Raw genomic sequence first — 16522 nt, forward strand, 5'->3', positions numbered from 1 at the left:
CAGCATCGCACGCATGAAAAAGGAAGATTCCCCCAGTATCGCCGAAGCGGATGCCGCGAGCATCGAGGCCTTCGTCGAGCGCGTGTGGTCGGAGGACGGACTGGCCGATCGTACGCTGGAAGCCTATCGCCGCGATCTCGAAACGCTGGCGCGCTGGCTGGCCGGGCGCGGCCGTTCGCTGCGCGATGCGCGACGCGAGGACATTTCCGCGTATCACGGCGCGCAGCCCGCAGCGGTGCGCTCGATGGCGCGGCGGCAATCGGCGTTCCGCCGCTACTACGCGTTCCGCGCCCGCGAGATGCCGGGTTTCGAGGATCCCACGTTGCTGATCGAGCGCCCGCGCATGCCGCGCAGCCTGCCCAAGGCGCTGGCCGAGCGCGAGATCGAGGCGCTGCTCAATGCCCCGGACACAGACGGCATGCTGGGCCTGCGCGATCGCGCGATGCTGGAGCTGATGTACGCCTCCGGCCTGCGCGTGTCCGAGCTGGTGGAGCTGCCGCTGGCCGCGTTGAATCCGCGCCAGGGCGTGCTGCGCATCACCGGCAAGGGCGGCAAGGACCGCCTGGTGCCGGTGGGCGAGGTGGCGCTGGGCTGGATCGAGGGCTACCTCGCCAGCGTGCGCCCCGCGCTGGCGAAGGGGCGCACGCCCGCGGCGCTGTTCTTGAGCAAGCGCGGCGAAGGCATGACGCGGCAGATGTTCTGGACGCTGGTGAAGCGCCATGCGCTCAAGGTCGGCATCCAGTCCAAACGCATCTCGCCGCACGTGCTGCGCCACTCCTTCGCCACCCACCTGCTCAACCACGGCGCCGACCTGCGTGCGCTGCAGATGTTGCTGGGCCACAGCGCGCTCAGCACCACGCAGATCTACACGCTGGTGGCGAAGGAGGGCCTGAAGCGGCTGCACGCGCAGCACCATCCGCGCGGCTGAGGGACGTCGCTGTGCGAGAATCGCGGCTGCAAGGCCGGTTCCCCGCGGCCATCGAGGTGCAAGATGCTGAAGAAGCTGTTGCTGGCCGCGTGCGTCAGCGGATTCGCCCTGACTGCCTGCGCGGCCGACAACTCCGCCGCCGTTTCCGTGCCGCCGGCGCACGCCGCCACGCCGGCCCTGGGCAGCGGTGTCGATGCGTCCGACCTGCAGGTGGTGCAGCAGGCGCTGGCGAAGCTGGCGTCGGGCGTGCAGGTGGACGTGGTGAACCGCGCGCCGCTGCCGGGCTTCTATCAGGTGATCGCGTCGGGCCAGCTGGTTTACATCAGCGCGGACGGCAAGTACCTGCTGAACGGCGACCTGGTCGACCTCGGCGCGAAGAAGAGCCTCAACGATGCCGCCTGGGCGGCGTTCCGCAAGGCCGAGCTGGACAAGCTGCCGGCGGCTGCGCGCCTCTCCTACGCGCCGGCCAATCCGAAGTACCGCATCACTGTGTTCACCGACGTCACCTGCCCGTATTGCCGGGTGCTGCACGAACACATGGCCGAGCTGAACAAGGCGGGCGTGGCGGTGGATTACCTGGCGTGGCCGCGTTCGGGCGTCGTCGACGGGGCCGGGCGGCCCACGGAGACCTACAAGGCCATGGTCTCGGCGTGGTGCGCCGCCGATCCCAAGGCCGCGCTCGATGGCGAATTCGCCGGGCGCGAACCCAAGGCCGCCAGTTGCGCCAATCCCGTGCAGCAGGAGTTCGACCTGGGGGTGAAGCTGGGAGTCAACGGTACTCCGGCCATCTTCACCGCCAGCGGTCGTCAGATCGGCGGGTATCTCACCCCGGAGCAGCTGTTGCAGGCGTTGCAGAAGGAGTGAGCCGGGCGCGCGCGTTCCGGAGGCGTCTTCCCCGCTGGTTTCAAGGTGGTTTCGCCCGGCTGCCGCTGGGTCGGCTGCTGCCTCCGGCGGGTTCCGGGGATGATGCGGCCAGAATGGATTAGGGACGCCCTGCGGAGGCGTTCCCGGGGCCATCCCCCCCCTCCAGTCTGCGCGCCGCCGCATGCGGGAGGGCCGGCATTCCCGCCCCCGGTTATGCCGTGCTGCAGCATCAGCTAGAATACGTCGCTTCCCCCAGCGCAGCACCGTTCCCCGCATGATCGCACTCGACGGGCAGAGCGCCCTCTCGTCCTTCCGCCTCGAACGCCTCAACGCCCGCCTCGATGCACTGCATCGCGGGACGCACGTGCAGGCCGCGTGGTTCGTGTATTTCCTCGATGCCGCCGTCGCGCCGGAAGGCGCGCTGCGCCAGCGCCTGCTGGAAGTGCTGGAGGCGAAGGACGCCGCGCCGGCGCCGGCCACGCTGTGGGTGGTGCCGCGGCTGGGCACGATCTCGCCGTGGTCGAGCAAGGCCACCGACATCCTGCACGGCGCCGGTTTCGACCTGCGCCGGGTGGAGCGCGGCACGGCGTGGCAGCTTGCCGGCCTGCCCGCGGCGGGCACGCCCGCCCACGAGGCCGTGCTGGCCCTGCTGCACGATGCGATGACGCAGTCGGTGCTGGGTTCGCTGGACGAGGCGCGGGGCCTGTTCCTCGCCGGCCAGCCGGGCGACCTGGTGTACGTCGCGCTGGGCGGCGACGCCCGCGCCGCGCTCGCCAAGGCCAACGTCGAACTGGGCCTGGCGCTGGCCGAGGACGAGATCGACTACCTCGCCGCGCGTTACGCCGAGCTGGGCCGCGACCCCACCGATGCCGAGCTCTTCATGTTCGCCCAGGCGAACTCCGAGCACTGCCGCCACAAGGTGTTCAACGCCAGTTGGACGGTGGACGGCGTGGAACAGGACAAGAGCCTGTTCGCGATGATCAAGAACACCCACCAGCACTCGCCCGCGCACACGCTGTCCGCCTACAAGGACAACGCGGCGGTGATCGAGGGCAGCACGGGCAAGCGCTTCTTCGCCGACGGAAACGGCGTGTGGCGCGCGCACGAGGAACAGATCGACTACGCGATCAAGGTCGAGACGCACAACCATCCCACCGCGATCGCGCCGTGGCCCGGTGCCGCGACGGGCGCGGGCGGCGAAATCCGCGACGAGGGCGCCACCGGTCGCGGTGCCAAGCCCAAGGCCGGCCTCACCGGCTTCTCGGTGTCCGACCTGCGCATCCCCGGCCATTCGCAGCCATGGGAAGTGGATCGTCCGCTGCCGCCGCGCATGGCCAGCGCGTTCGAGATCATGCGCGACGGCCCGCTGGGCGCCGCCGCATTCAACAACGAATTCGGCCGTCCCTGCCTGGGCGGCTACTTCCGCACCTACGAGCACGAGACCGGCGAAGCCGGCCTGCGCCGCGGCTACGACAAGCCGATCATGCTGGCCGGCGGCCTTGCCAACATCCGCCGCGGCGACGTGCAGAAGCACGAGATCCAGCCCGGCCACGCGGTGATCGTGCTGGGCGGCCCGGCGATGCTGATCGGCCTGGGCGGTGGTGCGGCGTCCTCGGTGGCTTCGGGCGCGTCGAGTGCGGAGCTGGACTTCGCCTCCGTGCAGCGCGACAACGCCGAGATGGAGCGTCGCTGCCAGCAGGTGATCGACGCCTGCTGGGCACGCGGCGACAGGAATCCCGTCGTCAGCATCCACGACGTGGGTGCGGGCGGCCTCTCCAACGCGATTCCCGAGCTGCTCAACGACGCTGGCGTGGGCGGCGAGATCGACCTGTCGAAGATCCCCTGCGACGATCCCTCGCTGTCGCCGATGCAGGTGTGGAGCAATGAGTCGCAGGAGCGCTACGTGCTCGGCATCGCGCAGGAAAACCTGCCGGAGTTCGAGGCCTACTGCGCGCGCGAGCGCTGCCCCTATGCAGTGGTGGGTACTGCTACGCAGGAACGCCGCCTGCTCGTCACCCGCCTGTCGAATCCCGAATCCCGAATCCCGAATCCCGAATCCCGGGAGGTCGTCATCGACCTCCCCATGGACGTGCTGTTCGGCAAGGCGCCGCGCATGCACCGCGACGCGAAGCGCATCAAGCCGCGCGTGGACCTGGTGCCCGATCTCACCGGCATCGGCATGGACGAGGCGCTGCTGCGCGTGCTGCGCCTGCCCACCGTGGGCAGCAAGAGCTTCCTGATCCACATCGGCGACCGCACCGTGGGCGGCCTCAACCACCGCGACCCTATGGTGGGCCCGTGGCAGGTGCCGGTGGCCGATTGCGCGGTGACGATGGCCGACTTCAACGGCTACCGCGGCGAAGCGATGGCGATGGCCGAGCGCGCGCCGGTGGCGCTGCTCGGCAGCGCCGACGCCGCGCGCCTGGCGGTGGGCGAGGCGATCACCAATCTCGCCGCGGCCCCGATCGCCTCGCTGGGCGAGATCCGCCTGTCGGCGAACTGGATGGCCGCGGTGAACCACCCCGGCGAGGACGCCGCGCTGTTCGACGCGGTGAAGGCCGTGGGCATGGAGCTGTGCCCCGAACTCGACATCTCCATCCCGGTGGGCAAGGACTCGCTGTCCATGCAGACGGTGTGGAAGGATGGCGACACCGCGCAGCGCACGGTGTCGCCGGTGTCGCTGGTGGTCACCGGCTTCGCCCGCGTGGACGACGTGCGCCGCACGCTCACGCCGCAGCTGAAGCTCGACCGTGGCGACACCGACCTGTGGCTGCTCGACCTCGGCGCCGGCCGCGACCGCCTCGGCGCGTCCGCGCTGACCCAGGTGTTCAACCGCAGCGGCGGCGTGCCGCCGGACCTGGACGACGCCAGGCGCCTGAAGGCGCTGTTCGAGCTGGTGCAGGAAGCGAACCGCGGCGGCCTGCTGCTGGCCTACCACGACCGCTCCGACGGTGGCGCCATCGTCACCCTGCTGGAGATGGCCTTCGCTGGCCATTGCGGCCTGGAAATCCAGCTCGACGGCTGGGCCGACGCCGCACTGCGCGCCCTGTTCAACGAGGAGCTGGGCGCGGTGCTGCAGGTGGCCGCGGCCAACCGCGAAGCCTTCGAGGCGCTGCTGGTGAAGCACGACCTCGCCGGCATGAGCTACCGCATCGGCCGTCCCAAGGAGAAGCTGGGCATCAAGCTCTTCTCGGGCGGCGAGACGCTGTTCAAGTGGAACTGGAGCACGCTGTACCGCGCCTGGAACGAGACCAGCCACGCGATGCAGCAGTTGCGCGACAACCCGGCCAGCGCCGACGCCGAGCTGGCGTGGCGGCTGGACGACGCCGATCCGGGCATCAGCCCGAAGCTCACGTTCGACCCGGCCGAGGACATCGCCGCGCCGCTGGTCCACGCGGCGATCGCCGGCGGCGCCAGGCCGCGCGTGGCGATCCTGCGCGAGCAGGGCGTCAACGGCCAGGTGGAGATGGCGGCCGCGTTCAACCGCGCCGGCTTCGAGGCGGTGGACGTGCACATGTCCGACCTCGCCAGCGGGCGCGTCCGGCTCGCCGACTTCCGCGGCTTCGCCGCGTGCGGCGGCTTCTCCTATGGCGACGTGCTGGGCGCGGGCCGCGGCTGGGCCACCTCGATCCTGTACAACGACTACCTGCGCGCGGAATTCACCGCGTTCTTCGCCGACCCGGCGAAATTCGCGCTGGGCGTGTGCAACGGCTGCCAGATGCTGAGCCAGCTCAAGGACATCATCCCCGGCGCGCAGCACTGGCCGAAGTTCCTGCGCAACGCCTCCGAGCAGTACGAGGCGCGCGTGGCCACGCTGGAGCTGCTGGATTCGCCCAGCCTGTTCTTCAAGGGCATGGCCGGCTCGCGCATCCCGGTGGCGGTGGCGCACGGCGAGGGCCGCGTGCATTTCCCCAATGCGTGCAGCCCGTCCAAGGCGCAGGCCGCGGTGCGCTTCGTGGACAACCGCGGCAAGCCCACCGAGCATTTCCCGCTCAACCCCAACGGTTCGCCTGGCGGCCTGGCCGGCTTCACCGCCGCCGACGGTCGCGTGACCATCCTGATGCCGCACCCGGAGCGCGTGTTCCGCAGCGTGCAGATGAGCTGGCACCCGGAGCAGTGGGGCGAGGACTCGCCGTGGATGCGCATGTTCCGCAACGCGCGGGCGTGGTGCGGCTGAGCGGGGTCGCGCCGGAGCGCCGGCGGCCGAAGGCTGCCGGCGCAGGCATGCCGGGGGTGGGCAGGGCGGTCGGGCCTGCGCATCCGCTGCACGTTTCCTGCCGCATACTTCCGCCGTGAACATGCCCTCTCCCTTCTCGCCGTTGCCGCTCAGCGTGATCGTGGTATCCGCCGACAGCGGGCCGGGCCTGCGCGACTGCGTGCGCCGGGTGCTGGCGTGCGACACGGCGCTGGAACTGCTGCTGATCGACAATGCCTCGACCGACGGCGTGCCCCAGGCGGCGGCGCGCGCGCACGACCACGATCCGCGTTTCCGGCTGCTCCAGAACCATGCCAACCTCGGCTTTGGCCCGGCGGCGAACCGTGCGGCGGCGCAGGCGAAGGGCGAGCTGCTGCTGGTGCTCAACCCCGATTGCCTGCTGGACCAGTCCAGCCTCGACCGCCTGCTCGCCGTGTTCGCGAGCGAGCGGCAGGTGGGCCTGCTGGGCGCCGTGGTCTGCGATGCGCAGGGCGAGCCCGACCCCGCTTCGCATCGACGCGATCCGCTGCTGCGTCGTGCGCTGGCCAGCCTTTCCGGCGGCAAGGGCGAGCGGGTCGAAGTCGAGGGCGTGATGCCGGATGGCCTGGTCGAGGCCGAGGCGGTATCCGGCGCGCTGATGTTGATGACGCGCAGCCTGTTCGAGCGGTTGGGCGGTTTCGACGAAGGCTATTTCCTGCATTGCGAGGACCTGGACCTGTGCCGTCGCGTGCGCGACGCCGGCTGGCGCGTGCTGCTGGCCGGCGACGTGCGCGTGCCGCACGCCAAGGGCGGCTCCAGCCGGCACCGGCCGGTGTTCGTGAGTCGCCACAAGCATCGCGGCATGTGGCGCTGGTTCCGCAAGTTCGATCCCGCCGCGCGCAACCCGTTGGTGGCGGCGACGGTTTGGCTGGGCATCTGGGCGCATTTCCTCGTGCAGGTCCCCGGCCAGCTGGCGCGGAAGGTGGCGGGGAAATAGCGCGCGGCCCGCGCATTGCCATCTTCTTCCACGCCACTTTCGCCATCCCGCCCGATGAACCCACGCACCACCCTGCTCCCCACGCTCGGCCTGCTGGCGATGACCGCCGTATGGGGCTCCACCTTCGTGCTCATCAAGGACGTGGTGGCGCGCATGCCGGTGGCGGATTTCCTCGCCGTGCGCTTCGCCGTCGCCGCGCTGGCGATGCTGGCGTTGTTCCCGCGCCATGTCTGGCGCCTGGGACGCACGGGCGTCGCGCGTGGCCTCGCGCTGGGCGTGATCTACGGTTGCGGCCAGTTGCTGCAGACCTGGGGCCTGGCGCTGATCTCGCCCAGCGTCAGCGGTTTCGCCACCGGCATGTACGTGGTGTTCACGCCCATCCTCGCGACGCTGCTGCTCGGCCAGCGCATGGCCGGCGTGGTGTGGTTCGCGGTGGGGCTGGCCACGGCGGGGCTCGCCCTGCTCTCGCTCAACGGCGTGTCGGTGGATGCGGGAGTCTGGCTCACGCTGGCCTCGGCCGTGCTGTATGCGCTGCACATCGTGCTGCTGGGGCAATGGTCGCGCCCGGACGTAGCCTTCGGCCTGACGGCGCTGCAGATGGTCGCCATCGCGCTGGTCTGCCTGCTTGCGACGTGGCCGCACGGCGGGCCCATGCTGCCGCCTGACCGCGCCGCATGGCTGGCCGTGCTCTACATGGGCCTGGTCGCCGGTGCCGGCGCGATCCTGGTGCAGACCTGGGCGCAGGCCCATCTTCCCGCTACCCGCGCCGCCATCGTGATGACCACCGAACCGGTGTTCGCCGCGGCCTTCGCCGTGGCCCTGGGCAGCGATGCGCTCACCTGGCGCATGCTGGCCGGCGGTGCGCTGGTGCTGGGGGCGATGTACCTGGTGGAGCTGATGCCGCGCCGGTCAGCGGCGCTGGGGGCGGAGGCGGCGCATCACGAGGTGTGAGGGCGGACGGGCTCGAGTGGCCTGCCCGGCGCCGGCGACACTTTGCGCAGCTCCCGCGTGTGCAACGCCACGCGCACCAGATACACCACGATCACCACGTTGCCGACCAGCGTGGCGAATTTCACCCAGCCGAAGTGGCGCACGGTTTCGTAGAGTTCCAGCGGTATCAGCGAAGCCGTGGCGATCACGGTGAACCACTCCGCCCAGTACTTGCCCATCAACAGGCCCACGCCCTCGATGCCGAACAGTACGGCGTAGACCAGCGCCACCAGCCCCACCGCCACGAAGCGGTTGGGGCCGAAGTCCTGCAATGCGTCCACCAGCCGCCAGCGCAATTCGTTGCTGTCGGTGAGGGTCAGGTGTCCCAGCCAGTACACCAGCCGGTCGAAGTTCTGCTGGTGCTCGAGGTGGAAGGCGGCGACGGCCACCAGCACGAGGCAGGTGGTCTTGATGATTTCGTAGACCGCGATCACGCGCAGGCCGGTGCGATGGTGGGAGGGGTTGGCGAGGGCGGCTTGGGTCTGGGGCATGGCGTATAGGTCAGGGCGCGCCCACGGGCACGGCGTCGGTAGCGTGGCGTGCGGCCAGCCAGTGCTGGAATTCTTCCGCGGGCATGGGCATGCCGATGAAATGGCCCTGCATGAGGTTGCAGCCCAGCGCGGCCAGCGTGGTCTGTTGCTCGGCGGTTTCCACGCCCTCGGCCACGGTGGTCATGCCCAGCCGCTTGCCGATGTCGACGATGAAGCCGGCCAGGGGGTTGGCGCTGCCGGGTTGCAGCGCGAGGACGAAGGAGCGGTCGATCTTCAGCTCGTCCAGCGGCAACTGCTGCAGGCTGGCGAGCGACGAATAGCCGGTGCCGAAGTCGTCCAGCGACAGCCGGAAACCGGCATCGGACAGCTGCTGCAGCGTCTGCCGGGCTGCATCGAAATCGCCCAGCAGGGCGCTCTCGGTCAATTCCAGGGTCAGCGCGGCGGGCTCGATGCCGGCGGCACGCACGTGCGCGGCGAGGTCGTCCGCGAACTGCGGCTGGGTGATCTGCCAGGGGCTGACGTTGATCGAAAGGTGGATGCCGGCGGCGAGGCCTTGCCGGTGCCACTCGCGCAACTGGCTGCAGGCGGCATCGACCACCCACAGGCCCAGGGCATGGATCAGCCCGGTTTCCTCGGCGATGTGGATGAAGCCGCCGGGCAGCAGCATGCCCTGGGCCGGGTTGCGCCAGCGCAGCAGGGCCTCGGCGCCGGCAAGCCGGCCGGCGGCATCCACCTGCGGCTGGAAGTGCAACGTCAGCTCGTCGCGTTGCAGGGCGAGGCGCAAGCCGCGCTCCAGCTCCAGCCGGACATCCGCCTCGGCCTGCATCTGCGGCTCGAACAGCCGCGCCGCATGGCGCCCGGCGGCCTTGGCGCGATGCAGGGCGATGTCGGCGCGGCGCACGATGTCGGCGGCGCCGACGCCGGCGTCGGGGAAGCTCGCCACGCCGATGCTGGCGCCGATGGCCTGCGGGCGGCGCTCGACCACCAGCGGCTTGGCCAGGTGGGCAAGCACGTGCGCGGCCATGGCCGTGCCGCGCCGCGCGGCGGTGGCGGCATCGGCGGAGGTGGGGCACAGCAGCACCAGGAATTCGTCGCCGCCCAGCCGTGCCACGGCGATGGCATCGGGCACCGCGTCGGACAGGCGTTCGGCGACGGCCTGCAGCAGCAGGTCGCCGAAGCGGTGGCCCAGCGATTCGTTGATGGTCTTGAAGTGGTCCAGGTCGACCAGCAGCACGCTGCCGTGCAGGCCGCTGCGCTCGGCGTCGTCGAGCAGGCCGCACAACCTGTCCAGTGCATGCAGGCGGTTGGGCAGGCCGGTCAGCGCGTCGTGCCAGGCGGCATGGCGCAGGCTTTGCTCGGCCTGGTGGCGGGTCGCGGCTTCCGCGCGCAACTGCGCGGCGGTGCGTTCGAGCTGCGCCGTGTGCGTGCGCATCTGGCCGACCAGCCACAGGCCCATCAGCAGCACGAAGGACAGGAAGGCGAAGGCGTCGGTGGCAGGGTAGGGGCGCCCCATCGCGTCGATCACGACGGTGCTCCACAGCAGGGCGAGGAACTGCACCAGCAGGCAGGCCAGCAGCATGGCGCCGCGCAGGCGCTGGTCATGCGCTGCGCATTGGCGGAGCGCGCGGTAGAACGTCCACGCGAAGGCTGCGTAGCAGAGCCAGTAGAACACCCGCCCGGATGCCGAGCGCGTGCCGTCGATGGCGTAGAGGGTTTCGCCCCAGGGCAGTTGCAGGGGCGCCGCAGCCTGCACCGAGGCGTACATCACGGTGCCCGGTTCGAACAGGTTGAGCACGGACATGCCCAGCGTCAGCAGCAGCACGGCCACGGCCAGGCGTCGCGGCATCGGCCGGTTCGTGTAGCCGGCGACGAAGAACATCAGCGCCGGCAGCGCGAGCAGCACGGCGCCGGCCAGGACGCGCAGCGCGAGCATGGCATGGGGCAGGGTCTGCGCCGAGTAGACGCCCGCGCGGCCGAACGCGAGCGTCGCCACGCACAGGCAGAGCACGGCGAAGGCCTGGGACGTGCGGTCGCCGCCGCGGCGCCAGCCGACCAGCAGGAATTGGATGCCTGCAGCCACTGCCACCGCGGCCGTCGCGATCAGCGCGGTGGCGAAGTACCCGAAATTGGCGAAGCTCGTTGCTGCTGGCATGCACTGCACCTGGACGCTGGCGCAACCGCCGCTGGCGTCCGTCCGGAAACGCGTGACCCTGCCTGATTGCCAGGCCGGGGCCACGGGAGCCTTGCATTCTAGAGCCTGCCGGCGGCTTTGTAGGGCCTGCCCGCGATCCCGTGGCGCGGAACGCCCGGGACCGTGAACGGGCTCTCAACAGCAGCGCCCGCCGCCGCCCTTGTAGCGCGCCTCCTGCCGCTCGCGGAAGAACTCGGCGTAGCTGGGCACCGTGCGTTCGGGGTGGTGTTCGCGCAGGTGCCTCACGTAGGCGTCGTAGTCGGGCACGCCGCAGCACAGGCGGGCGGTTTGCACCGCCCGTTTCCAAGTGGCCCGCAGTCGCGCGTGGATGCCCATGGCGTCAGTGCTGCGTGGCCGCCAGCGCCACGTAGGGTTCCTCGTGCGCGGTGGGATGGTTGGTGCGCCAGGCCCTGGCCAGCGCGTTGAGGCAGAACAGCGTCATCGCCACCACCAGCGCCATGAAGATCGCGGTCATCGCCATGTCCACGCGGTTGTTGGTGACGATCTGCTGCATCGCCGCCGCGGTCTTGGCCGGCGCCAGCATCTGGCCGCCCGCCAGCGCGGCGGCGTACTTGTCGGCGGCCGCGGTGAAGCTGATCGGCCCGACCAGCTTCTCGTAGCCCGCCGCCAGCGTGCAGGTGATCAGCCAGATCGCCGGGATGCCCGGCACCCACACGTAGCGCTCGCGCTTCAGCTTCACCACCACCACGGTGGCCAGCATCAGCGCGATCGCGGCGAGCATCTGGTTGGCGATGCCGAACAGCGGCCACAGCGTGTTGATGCCGCCGAGCGGATCGACCGCACCCTGGTAGAGGAAATAACCCCACAGCCCCACGCAGATCGCGGTGGCGAGCAGGTTGCCGGCCCACGATTCGGAGGCCTGCAGCGGCTTGTGGATGAGGCCGGCGATCTCCTGGATCATGAAGCGGCCCACGCGCGTGCCGGCATCCACCGTGGTGAGGATGAACAGCGCCTCGAACAGGATCGCGTAGTGGTACCAGAACGCCATCATGCCCTCGCCGGGGATGATGTTGTGCAGCAGCTGCGCCATGCCCACTGCCAGCGTGGGCGCGCCGCCAGCGCGGCTGAGGATGCTCTGCTCGCCGACGTCCTTGGCGGTCTGCACCAGCGCATCAGGCGTCACCACGAAGCCCCATTGGCTGATCACCTGCGCCGCGTGTTCGGCCGTGGTACCGATCAGCGCGCCCGGCGCATTCATCGCGAAATACACGCCCGGATGCAAGGACACCGCCGCCACCAGGGCCATGATCGCCACGAAGGCCTCGCACAGCATGCCGCCGTAGCCGACCAGGCGCGCCTGGCCTTCGTTCGCCAGCAGCTTGGGTGTGGTGCCGGAGGCGATGATGGAATGCCAGCCCGACACCGCGCCGCAGGCGATGGTGATGAACAGGAACGGGAACAGGTTGCCCTGGAACACCGGGCCGGTGCCGTCGATGAACCGGGTCACCGCCGGCATCTGCAGCATCGGCGCGGCGAGGAAGATCGCCAGCGCCAGCAGCGCGATGGTGCCGATCTTGAGGAAGGTGGAAAGATAGTCGCGTGGCGCCAGCAGCAGCCACACCGGCAGCACCGAGGCGCAGAAGCCATAGCCGATCAGCCACCAGGCCAGCGCCTTGGCGTCGAGGTCGAAGATCGGCCCCAGCGTGTCCGAGCCCGCCACGAAGCGGCCGGCCCAGATCGACAGCAGCAGCAGCGCGAGGCCGATGACCGACACCTCGAGGATGCGCCCCGGCCGCAGCCAGCGCAGGTAGGCGCCCATCAGCAGCGCGATCGGGATCGTCGCCGCCACCGTGAACGTACCCCACGGGCTGTGCGTGAGCGCCTTCACCACCACCAGCGCCAGCACCGCCAGCACGATCATCATCAGCACCAGCACGCCGATCATCGCCACGAGGCCGGGCACCGGACCCAGCTCCTCGCGCAGCATGTGGCCCAGCGAGCGGCCATCCCTGCGCAGCGACAGGCCCAGGATCATGAAATCCTGCACCGCGCCGGCGAACACCACGCCGAACAGTATCCACATCGTGCCGGGCAGGTAGCCCATCTGCGCCGCCAGCACCGGGCCCACCAGCGGGCCGGCGCCCGCGATGGCGGCGAAGTGGTGGCCGAACACCACCCACTTGTCGGTGGGCACGTAGTCGAGGCCGTCGTTGCGCAGCACCGACGGCGGCGCGCGCGTGGGATCCAGGCGCAGCACGCTGTGCTCGATGAACTTGCCGTAGAAGCGGTAGCCGATCAGGAACACGCACAGCGAGGCGGCGACCAGCCAGATCGCGTTGATCGGTTCGCCGCGGCGCAGCGCCACCACGCCGAGGCACCAGGCGCCCACGATGGCGATGGCGACCCAGAGGATCTTCGCCGCCGGGCTGGGTTTGACGGTTGCGCTGTGCATGGTTGCTCTCCCGAAAGTCCCTGCAAGGGTCCCGCCGGGCGTGGCGGGGGTCAATGCCATGCGGTTTAGCCTTTGGTCGAATGCCCCGGGTTGCGGCCGGCCGCGGCGTATTCATGCGCCGGCACGCCAGCGTCATCTTCGCTCCACTAGAGTGGGCAGCCTGTTCCCCGGTCGAGGCTGCGATGATCCGCGAGATCCTGAAGATGGGCGACCCGCGCCTGCTGCGCGTGGCGCCGCAGGTGCCCGACGGGATGGTCGGCAGCGCCGAACTGGAAGCCCTGATCGCCGACATGTTCGACACCATGCATGAGGCCGGCGGCGTGGGCTTGGCCGCGCCGCAGATCGGCGTGGACCTGCAACTGGTGATCTTCGGCTTCGAGCATTCCGAACGCTATCCCGATGCGCCCGCCGTGCCGCAGACCATCCTGCTCAATCCGGTCATCACGCCGCTGTCGCAGGACATGGAGGAGGGCTGGGAGGGCTGCCTCTCCGTGCCCGGCCTGCGTGGCGCGGTGAACCGCTACAGCCTGATCCGCTACCAGGGCATCGACCCAAATGGCGCTCCCATCGACCGTCGCGCCGAAGGCTTCCACGCTCGCGTGGTGCAGCACGAATGTGACCATCTTATCGGTCGGCTGTACCCGTCCCGGATCACCGACTTTTCCAAATTCGGCTACACCGAGGTGCTTTTCCCGGGCATGGATCCGGCGGACGAATAGCTGTGCTCACGACGCGCAGACGGCAATTCGCGGCGATGGCGCGCGACGGCGCAGGCCGCTGACCAGGGCCGCCAGGCCGAAGCCCAATGCAGCCAGGCAGGTGCCATCCCAGCCCGCACGGGCCCAGGCGAGGCCGGCCAGCGCCGAGCCGGCCGCACCACCCATGAAGAACACGCCGGTGTACAGGCCGTTGATGCGTCCGCGCGCCTCCGGCCGCAGCAGGTTGATCTCGCGCCGGCCCAGCGTGAGGTCGCCGATGGTGCCTGCGTCGAGCAGGATCGCCGCGGCCACCAGGATCGCCAGCGCCAGCGTCGGCGACGCGAGCAGCCGTGCGTTTCCACCCAGCCACGCAAGCAGCGTCGCCAGCACCACGCAGGCGTGCGCCGCGAGCGTGGCGACGCGCGCCTTGCCGGCGTCGCCGAGCCGCCCGGCCAACGGCGCACTGATCGCCCCGCTCACGCCGGCCAGCGCGAACAGCGCGATGCCGTTCGCGTGCAGCCCGAATGGTGTTGCCGCAAGGCGCAGCGCCACCATGCCCCAGAAAGCGCTGAACGCGCCGAAGCACGACGCCACCGACAGCGCGCGTTCGCGCAGCAGCGGCTCGGCGCGCCACAGCGCGGCCAGCGAAGACAGCAGGGCCGGATACGCCATGTGCTGCCGCGGCGGCAGGCGGGGCATCGAGCGCGTCAGCGCGAGCAGCACCACCACGATGGAGGCCGCCAGCACGGCGTAGCTGGCGTGCCAGCCCAGATAGCCGGCCACTACGCTGCTCAGCGGGCGCGCCAGCATGATGCCTAGCATCATGCCGCTGGTGATGTTGCCGATCACGCGGCCGCGCTGCGCTTCCGCCGTCATTGCGGCCGCCAGCGGGATCAGCATCTGGATCACCGTGGCGCTGAAGCCCACCAGCAGGCTGGCGGCGAGGAAGACCGGCGCCGATACCGGCAGCGCCGCGACCAGCAGGGCCACCGCATTGATCGCGAGCGTCGCCAGCACCAGCCGGCGGTTCTCCACCAGGTCGCACAGCGGCACCAGCAGGAACAGGCCGAGCGCGTAGCCGAGCAGGGCCAGCGTGGCGACCAGGCTCACCACCGCGGCGGGCAGGCCCAGCGAATGGGCGATCACGCCCACCAGCGGCTGCGCCACGTACAGGCTCTGCACGATCACGCCGGTGGCTACCGCGAACAGCAGCACCGGAGCTTGCGCGGCCGGTTCGGCGGTGGTCGCCGCCGTATTCATCGCACGGCCTCCTGGTAGGCGGCGAGCAGGTTGGCGTCGTCGAACGAGCCATGGTGATGCACCTGCCGCCAGGCGCCGTCGATGCGGCGGAACAGGCGGCTGGTGCGGATCGCCGGTGCCAGCCGGAGGCCGTCGCGTTCCAGCGTGCCGCGCTCGCGGCCCACCGCATAGAACATGTCGCCGGCCTCGTGCAGGGTGTAGTCGTGGAATGCCACCTGCACGCGTGCGCGGCCCTCGAAGATGCGCCGGTACACCGCGCGGATCGCTGGCCAGCCGCGCGCGATGCCGCCCAGCGGGTTGCTCATCGCCACATCGGCGCCGTCATGCCAGTTGCGCGCCATCGCTTCGATGTCGCGGCCGTTGAAGGCGCGGTAGAACGCGCTGAGGGCGGCCAGTGGCGAAGCCGGATCGAGGTTCGTCTCGTTGCCGTCGATGGCGGCGGGGAGCTGTGCGGACATGGCGTGTCTCCGGTGGGGAAGGGACGGAAGTCATTCTTCGCCTGCCAGCCGTTCGGGAGAATAGTCGCTACCATGGATGGACTATCACGATAATCGGGAGAATGCCGTGGCCAGCCTGGACGACTATCGCGTCTTCGTCGCCATCGTGGAGCAGGGCAACCTCACCGCGGCCGCGCGCCAGCTGCATCGCTCGCTGCAGGCGGTGAGCCGTTCGCTGCAGGCGCTGGAGCGCGAACTGGGCGTGGAACTGGTCCAGCGCACCACGCGCCGCGCGCAGCCCACGGCGGCGGGGCTGGCCTTCCATGGGCGCATCCGCACCGCATTGGCCGACATCGACCTGGCCCGTTCCGAGCTGGCCGAGCATGGCGCGCGCATCGACGGTGCGCTGCGCATCGGCGGATCGACCCAGTTCAGTGCGCCCTACCTGGTGCCGCTGATCGCGGCCTTCATGGAGCGCTATCCCGGCGTGACCGTGGAACTGGTGGTGGCCGACCGGCATGTCGACCTGCAGCGCGAAAAGCTGGACGCCGCCGTGCGGCTGGGCGAGCTGGCACCCAGCCGGCTGCACGCGCGCCAGCTCGGCACCCTGCGCATGCTCACCGTGGGCGCGCCTGGCTACTTCGCGCGGCATGGCCGTCCGCGCAAGCCGGCCGAACTGGTCCGGCACGAATGCATCGTGCGGCAGAGCGATGGCGCGAAGCAGCGCTGGGACTACGCCCGCGGCAACCGCCGCCAGCCGGTGGAAGTGCGCGGCCGTTTCCGCGCGGACAACGCCGCCGCCTGCAACGCGGCGGCAGCGGCGGGCCTGGGCATCGCGGTGGCGGCGGCATGGCAGGTGCGTCCGCTGCTCGACCAGGGGCGGCTGGAAACCGTACTGGACGACTGGCAGCTCCCCGGCCTGCCGCTGCACATCGTGTGGCCGTCGGGCCGCCAGCTGCCCGCACGCACCCGCGCCTTCATCGATTTCGCGGCGGCGCGCTGGACCACCGAACCGCCGGGCTGAGGCCGCGTCGCTGTCTTGCCTGCCGGCGTGCGTACCGCCACCATCGCGGCTCGAC

13 protein-coding genes are annotated in these 16522 nt (G+C 70.4%); 7 read left to right on the forward strand and 6 right to left on the reverse strand.

Going from position 1 to position 16522, the window contains the following annotated elements; all coding sequences use genetic code 11:
• Positions 1-13: 13 nt before the first annotated feature.
• The 5 genes from xerD to IHE47_RS06095 all read left to right on the forward strand — a co-directional run bounded on the left by xerD (position 14) and on the right by IHE47_RS06095 (position 7914).
• Positions 14-928: a site-specific tyrosine recombinase XerD gene (xerD, locus tag IHE47_RS06075; RefSeq protein ID WP_192104976.1), complete on the forward strand. Its 915-nt coding sequence runs from the start codon at positions 14-16 to the stop codon at positions 926-928.
• Between the two features lie 63 nt (positions 929-991).
• Positions 992-1792 (forward strand): DsbC family protein, encoded by an 801-nt coding sequence (locus tag IHE47_RS06080; RefSeq protein WP_192104977.1) that lies wholly within the window; start codon positions 992-994, stop codon positions 1790-1792.
• 274 nt (positions 1793-2066) lie between these two features.
• On the forward strand, positions 2067-5969 hold the full coding sequence (purL, locus tag IHE47_RS06085; protein ID WP_192104978.1) for a phosphoribosylformylglycinamidine synthase: 3903 nt from the start codon (positions 2067-2069) through the stop codon (positions 5967-5969).
• A gap of 121 nt (positions 5970-6090) precedes the next feature.
• Entirely contained in the window at positions 6091-6963 is an 873-nt protein-coding gene (locus IHE47_RS06090; protein WP_192105047.1) for a glycosyltransferase family 2 protein, read from the forward strand.
• Between the two features lie 54 nt (positions 6964-7017).
• Positions 7018-7914: a DMT family transporter gene (locus IHE47_RS06095; RefSeq protein ID WP_192104979.1), complete on the forward strand. Its 897-nt coding sequence runs from the start codon at positions 7018-7020 to the stop codon at positions 7912-7914.
• On the opposite strand, the gene IHE47_RS06100 is transcribed toward IHE47_RS06095, so the two are convergent.
• From IHE47_RS06100 to IHE47_RS06115, 4 genes are all read right to left on the reverse strand, one after another.
• A complete protein-coding gene (locus IHE47_RS06100; protein WP_192104980.1) occupies positions 7902-8444 on the reverse strand; it encodes a DUF2127 domain-containing protein in 543 nt (180 codons plus the stop codon). The two genes, IHE47_RS06095 and IHE47_RS06100, sit on opposite strands and share 13 nt — an antisense overlap.
• 10 nt (positions 8445-8454) lie before the next feature.
• Positions 8455-10596, reverse strand: coding sequence for an EAL domain-containing protein (locus IHE47_RS06105; RefSeq protein ID WP_192104981.1), 2142 nt, complete (start codon positions 10594-10596; stop codon positions 8455-8457).
• A 174-nt stretch (positions 10597-10770) separates the two neighbouring features.
• Positions 10771-10971 carry a YbdD/YjiX family protein gene (locus IHE47_RS06110; protein WP_225561656.1) on the reverse strand — a complete coding sequence of 67 codons (201 nt, stop codon included), beginning with the start codon at positions 10969-10971 and terminating at the stop codon, positions 10771-10773.
• A 4-nt stretch (positions 10972-10975) separates the two neighbouring features.
• Positions 10976-13048, reverse strand: a complete 2073-nt coding sequence (locus IHE47_RS06115; RefSeq protein WP_192104982.1) for a carbon starvation CstA family protein — start codon at positions 13046-13048, stop codon at positions 10976-10978.
• Positions 13049-13230: 182 nt separating this feature from the next.
• On the opposite strand from IHE47_RS06115, the gene def reads away from it, so the two are divergent.
• Complete coding sequence (gene def, locus IHE47_RS06120; protein ID WP_192104983.1) at positions 13231-13767, forward strand: peptide deformylase; 537 nt, start codon at positions 13231-13233, stop codon at positions 13765-13767.
• Between the two features lie 6 nt (positions 13768-13773).
• On the opposite strand, the gene IHE47_RS06125 is transcribed toward def, so the two are convergent.
• Together IHE47_RS06125 and IHE47_RS06130 are read right to left on the reverse strand one after the other, a co-directional pair.
• Positions 13774-15006: an MFS transporter gene (locus IHE47_RS06125; RefSeq protein WP_192104984.1), complete on the reverse strand. Its 1233-nt coding sequence runs from the start codon at positions 15004-15006 to the stop codon at positions 13774-13776.
• Positions 15003-15464, reverse strand: a complete 462-nt coding sequence (locus IHE47_RS06130; RefSeq protein WP_192104985.1) for a nuclear transport factor 2 family protein — start codon at positions 15462-15464, stop codon at positions 15003-15005. Before IHE47_RS06130 ends, IHE47_RS06125 begins: the two co-directional genes overlap by 4 nt.
• Before the next feature lie 106 nt (positions 15465-15570).
• Between IHE47_RS06130 and IHE47_RS06135 the strand changes: the two genes are divergently transcribed.
• Positions 15571-16467 (forward strand): LysR family transcriptional regulator, encoded by an 897-nt coding sequence (locus IHE47_RS06135; protein ID WP_343227442.1) that lies wholly within the window; start codon positions 15571-15573, stop codon positions 16465-16467.
• Positions 16468-16522: the final 55 nt, after the last annotated feature.

This window comes from Rhodanobacter sp. DHB23 (assembly GCF_014842975.1).
Classification (GTDB): domain Bacteria; phylum Pseudomonadota; class Gammaproteobacteria; order Xanthomonadales; family Rhodanobacteraceae; genus Rhodanobacter_A.

Excerpts from the sequence above, each read along its gene's own strand:
- IHE47_RS06100 (WP_192104980.1), bottom strand. The coding sequence starts at position 8,444 with ATGCCCCAGACCCAAGCCGCCCTCGCCAACCCCTCCCACCATCGCACC.
- IHE47_RS06095 (WP_192104979.1), top strand. The coding sequence starts at position 7,018 with ATGAACCCACGCACCACCCTGCTCCCCACGCTCGGCCTGCTGGCGATG.
- IHE47_RS06130 (WP_192104985.1), bottom strand. The coding sequence starts at position 15,464 with ATGTCCGCACAGCTCCCCGCCGCCATCGACGGCAACGAGACGAACCTC.
- IHE47_RS06105 (WP_192104981.1), bottom strand. The coding sequence starts at position 10,596 with ATGCCAGCAGCAACGAGCTTCGCCAATTTCGGGTACTTCGCCACCGCG.
- purL (WP_192104978.1), top strand. The coding sequence starts at position 2,067 with ATGATCGCACTCGACGGGCAGAGCGCCCTCTCGTCCTTCCGCCTCGAA.
- IHE47_RS06110 (WP_225561656.1), bottom strand. The coding sequence starts at position 10,971 with ATGGGCATCCACGCGCGACTGCGGGCCACTTGGAAACGGGCGGTGCAA.
- IHE47_RS06080 (WP_192104977.1), top strand. The coding sequence starts at position 992 with ATGCTGAAGAAGCTGTTGCTGGCCGCGTGCGTCAGCGGATTCGCCCTG.
- IHE47_RS06115 (WP_192104982.1), bottom strand. The coding sequence starts at position 13,048 with ATGCACAGCGCAACCGTCAAACCCAGCCCGGCGGCGAAGATCCTCTGG.
- IHE47_RS06125 (WP_192104984.1), bottom strand. The coding sequence starts at position 15,006 with ATGAATACGGCGGCGACCACCGCCGAACCGGCCGCGCAAGCTCCGGTG.
- IHE47_RS06090 (WP_192105047.1), top strand. The coding sequence starts at position 6,091 with ATGCCCTCTCCCTTCTCGCCGTTGCCGCTCAGCGTGATCGTGGTATCC.
- xerD (WP_192104976.1), top strand. The coding sequence starts at position 14 with ATGAAAAAGGAAGATTCCCCCAGTATCGCCGAAGCGGATGCCGCGAGC.
- def (WP_192104983.1), top strand. The coding sequence starts at position 13,231 with ATGATCCGCGAGATCCTGAAGATGGGCGACCCGCGCCTGCTGCGCGTG.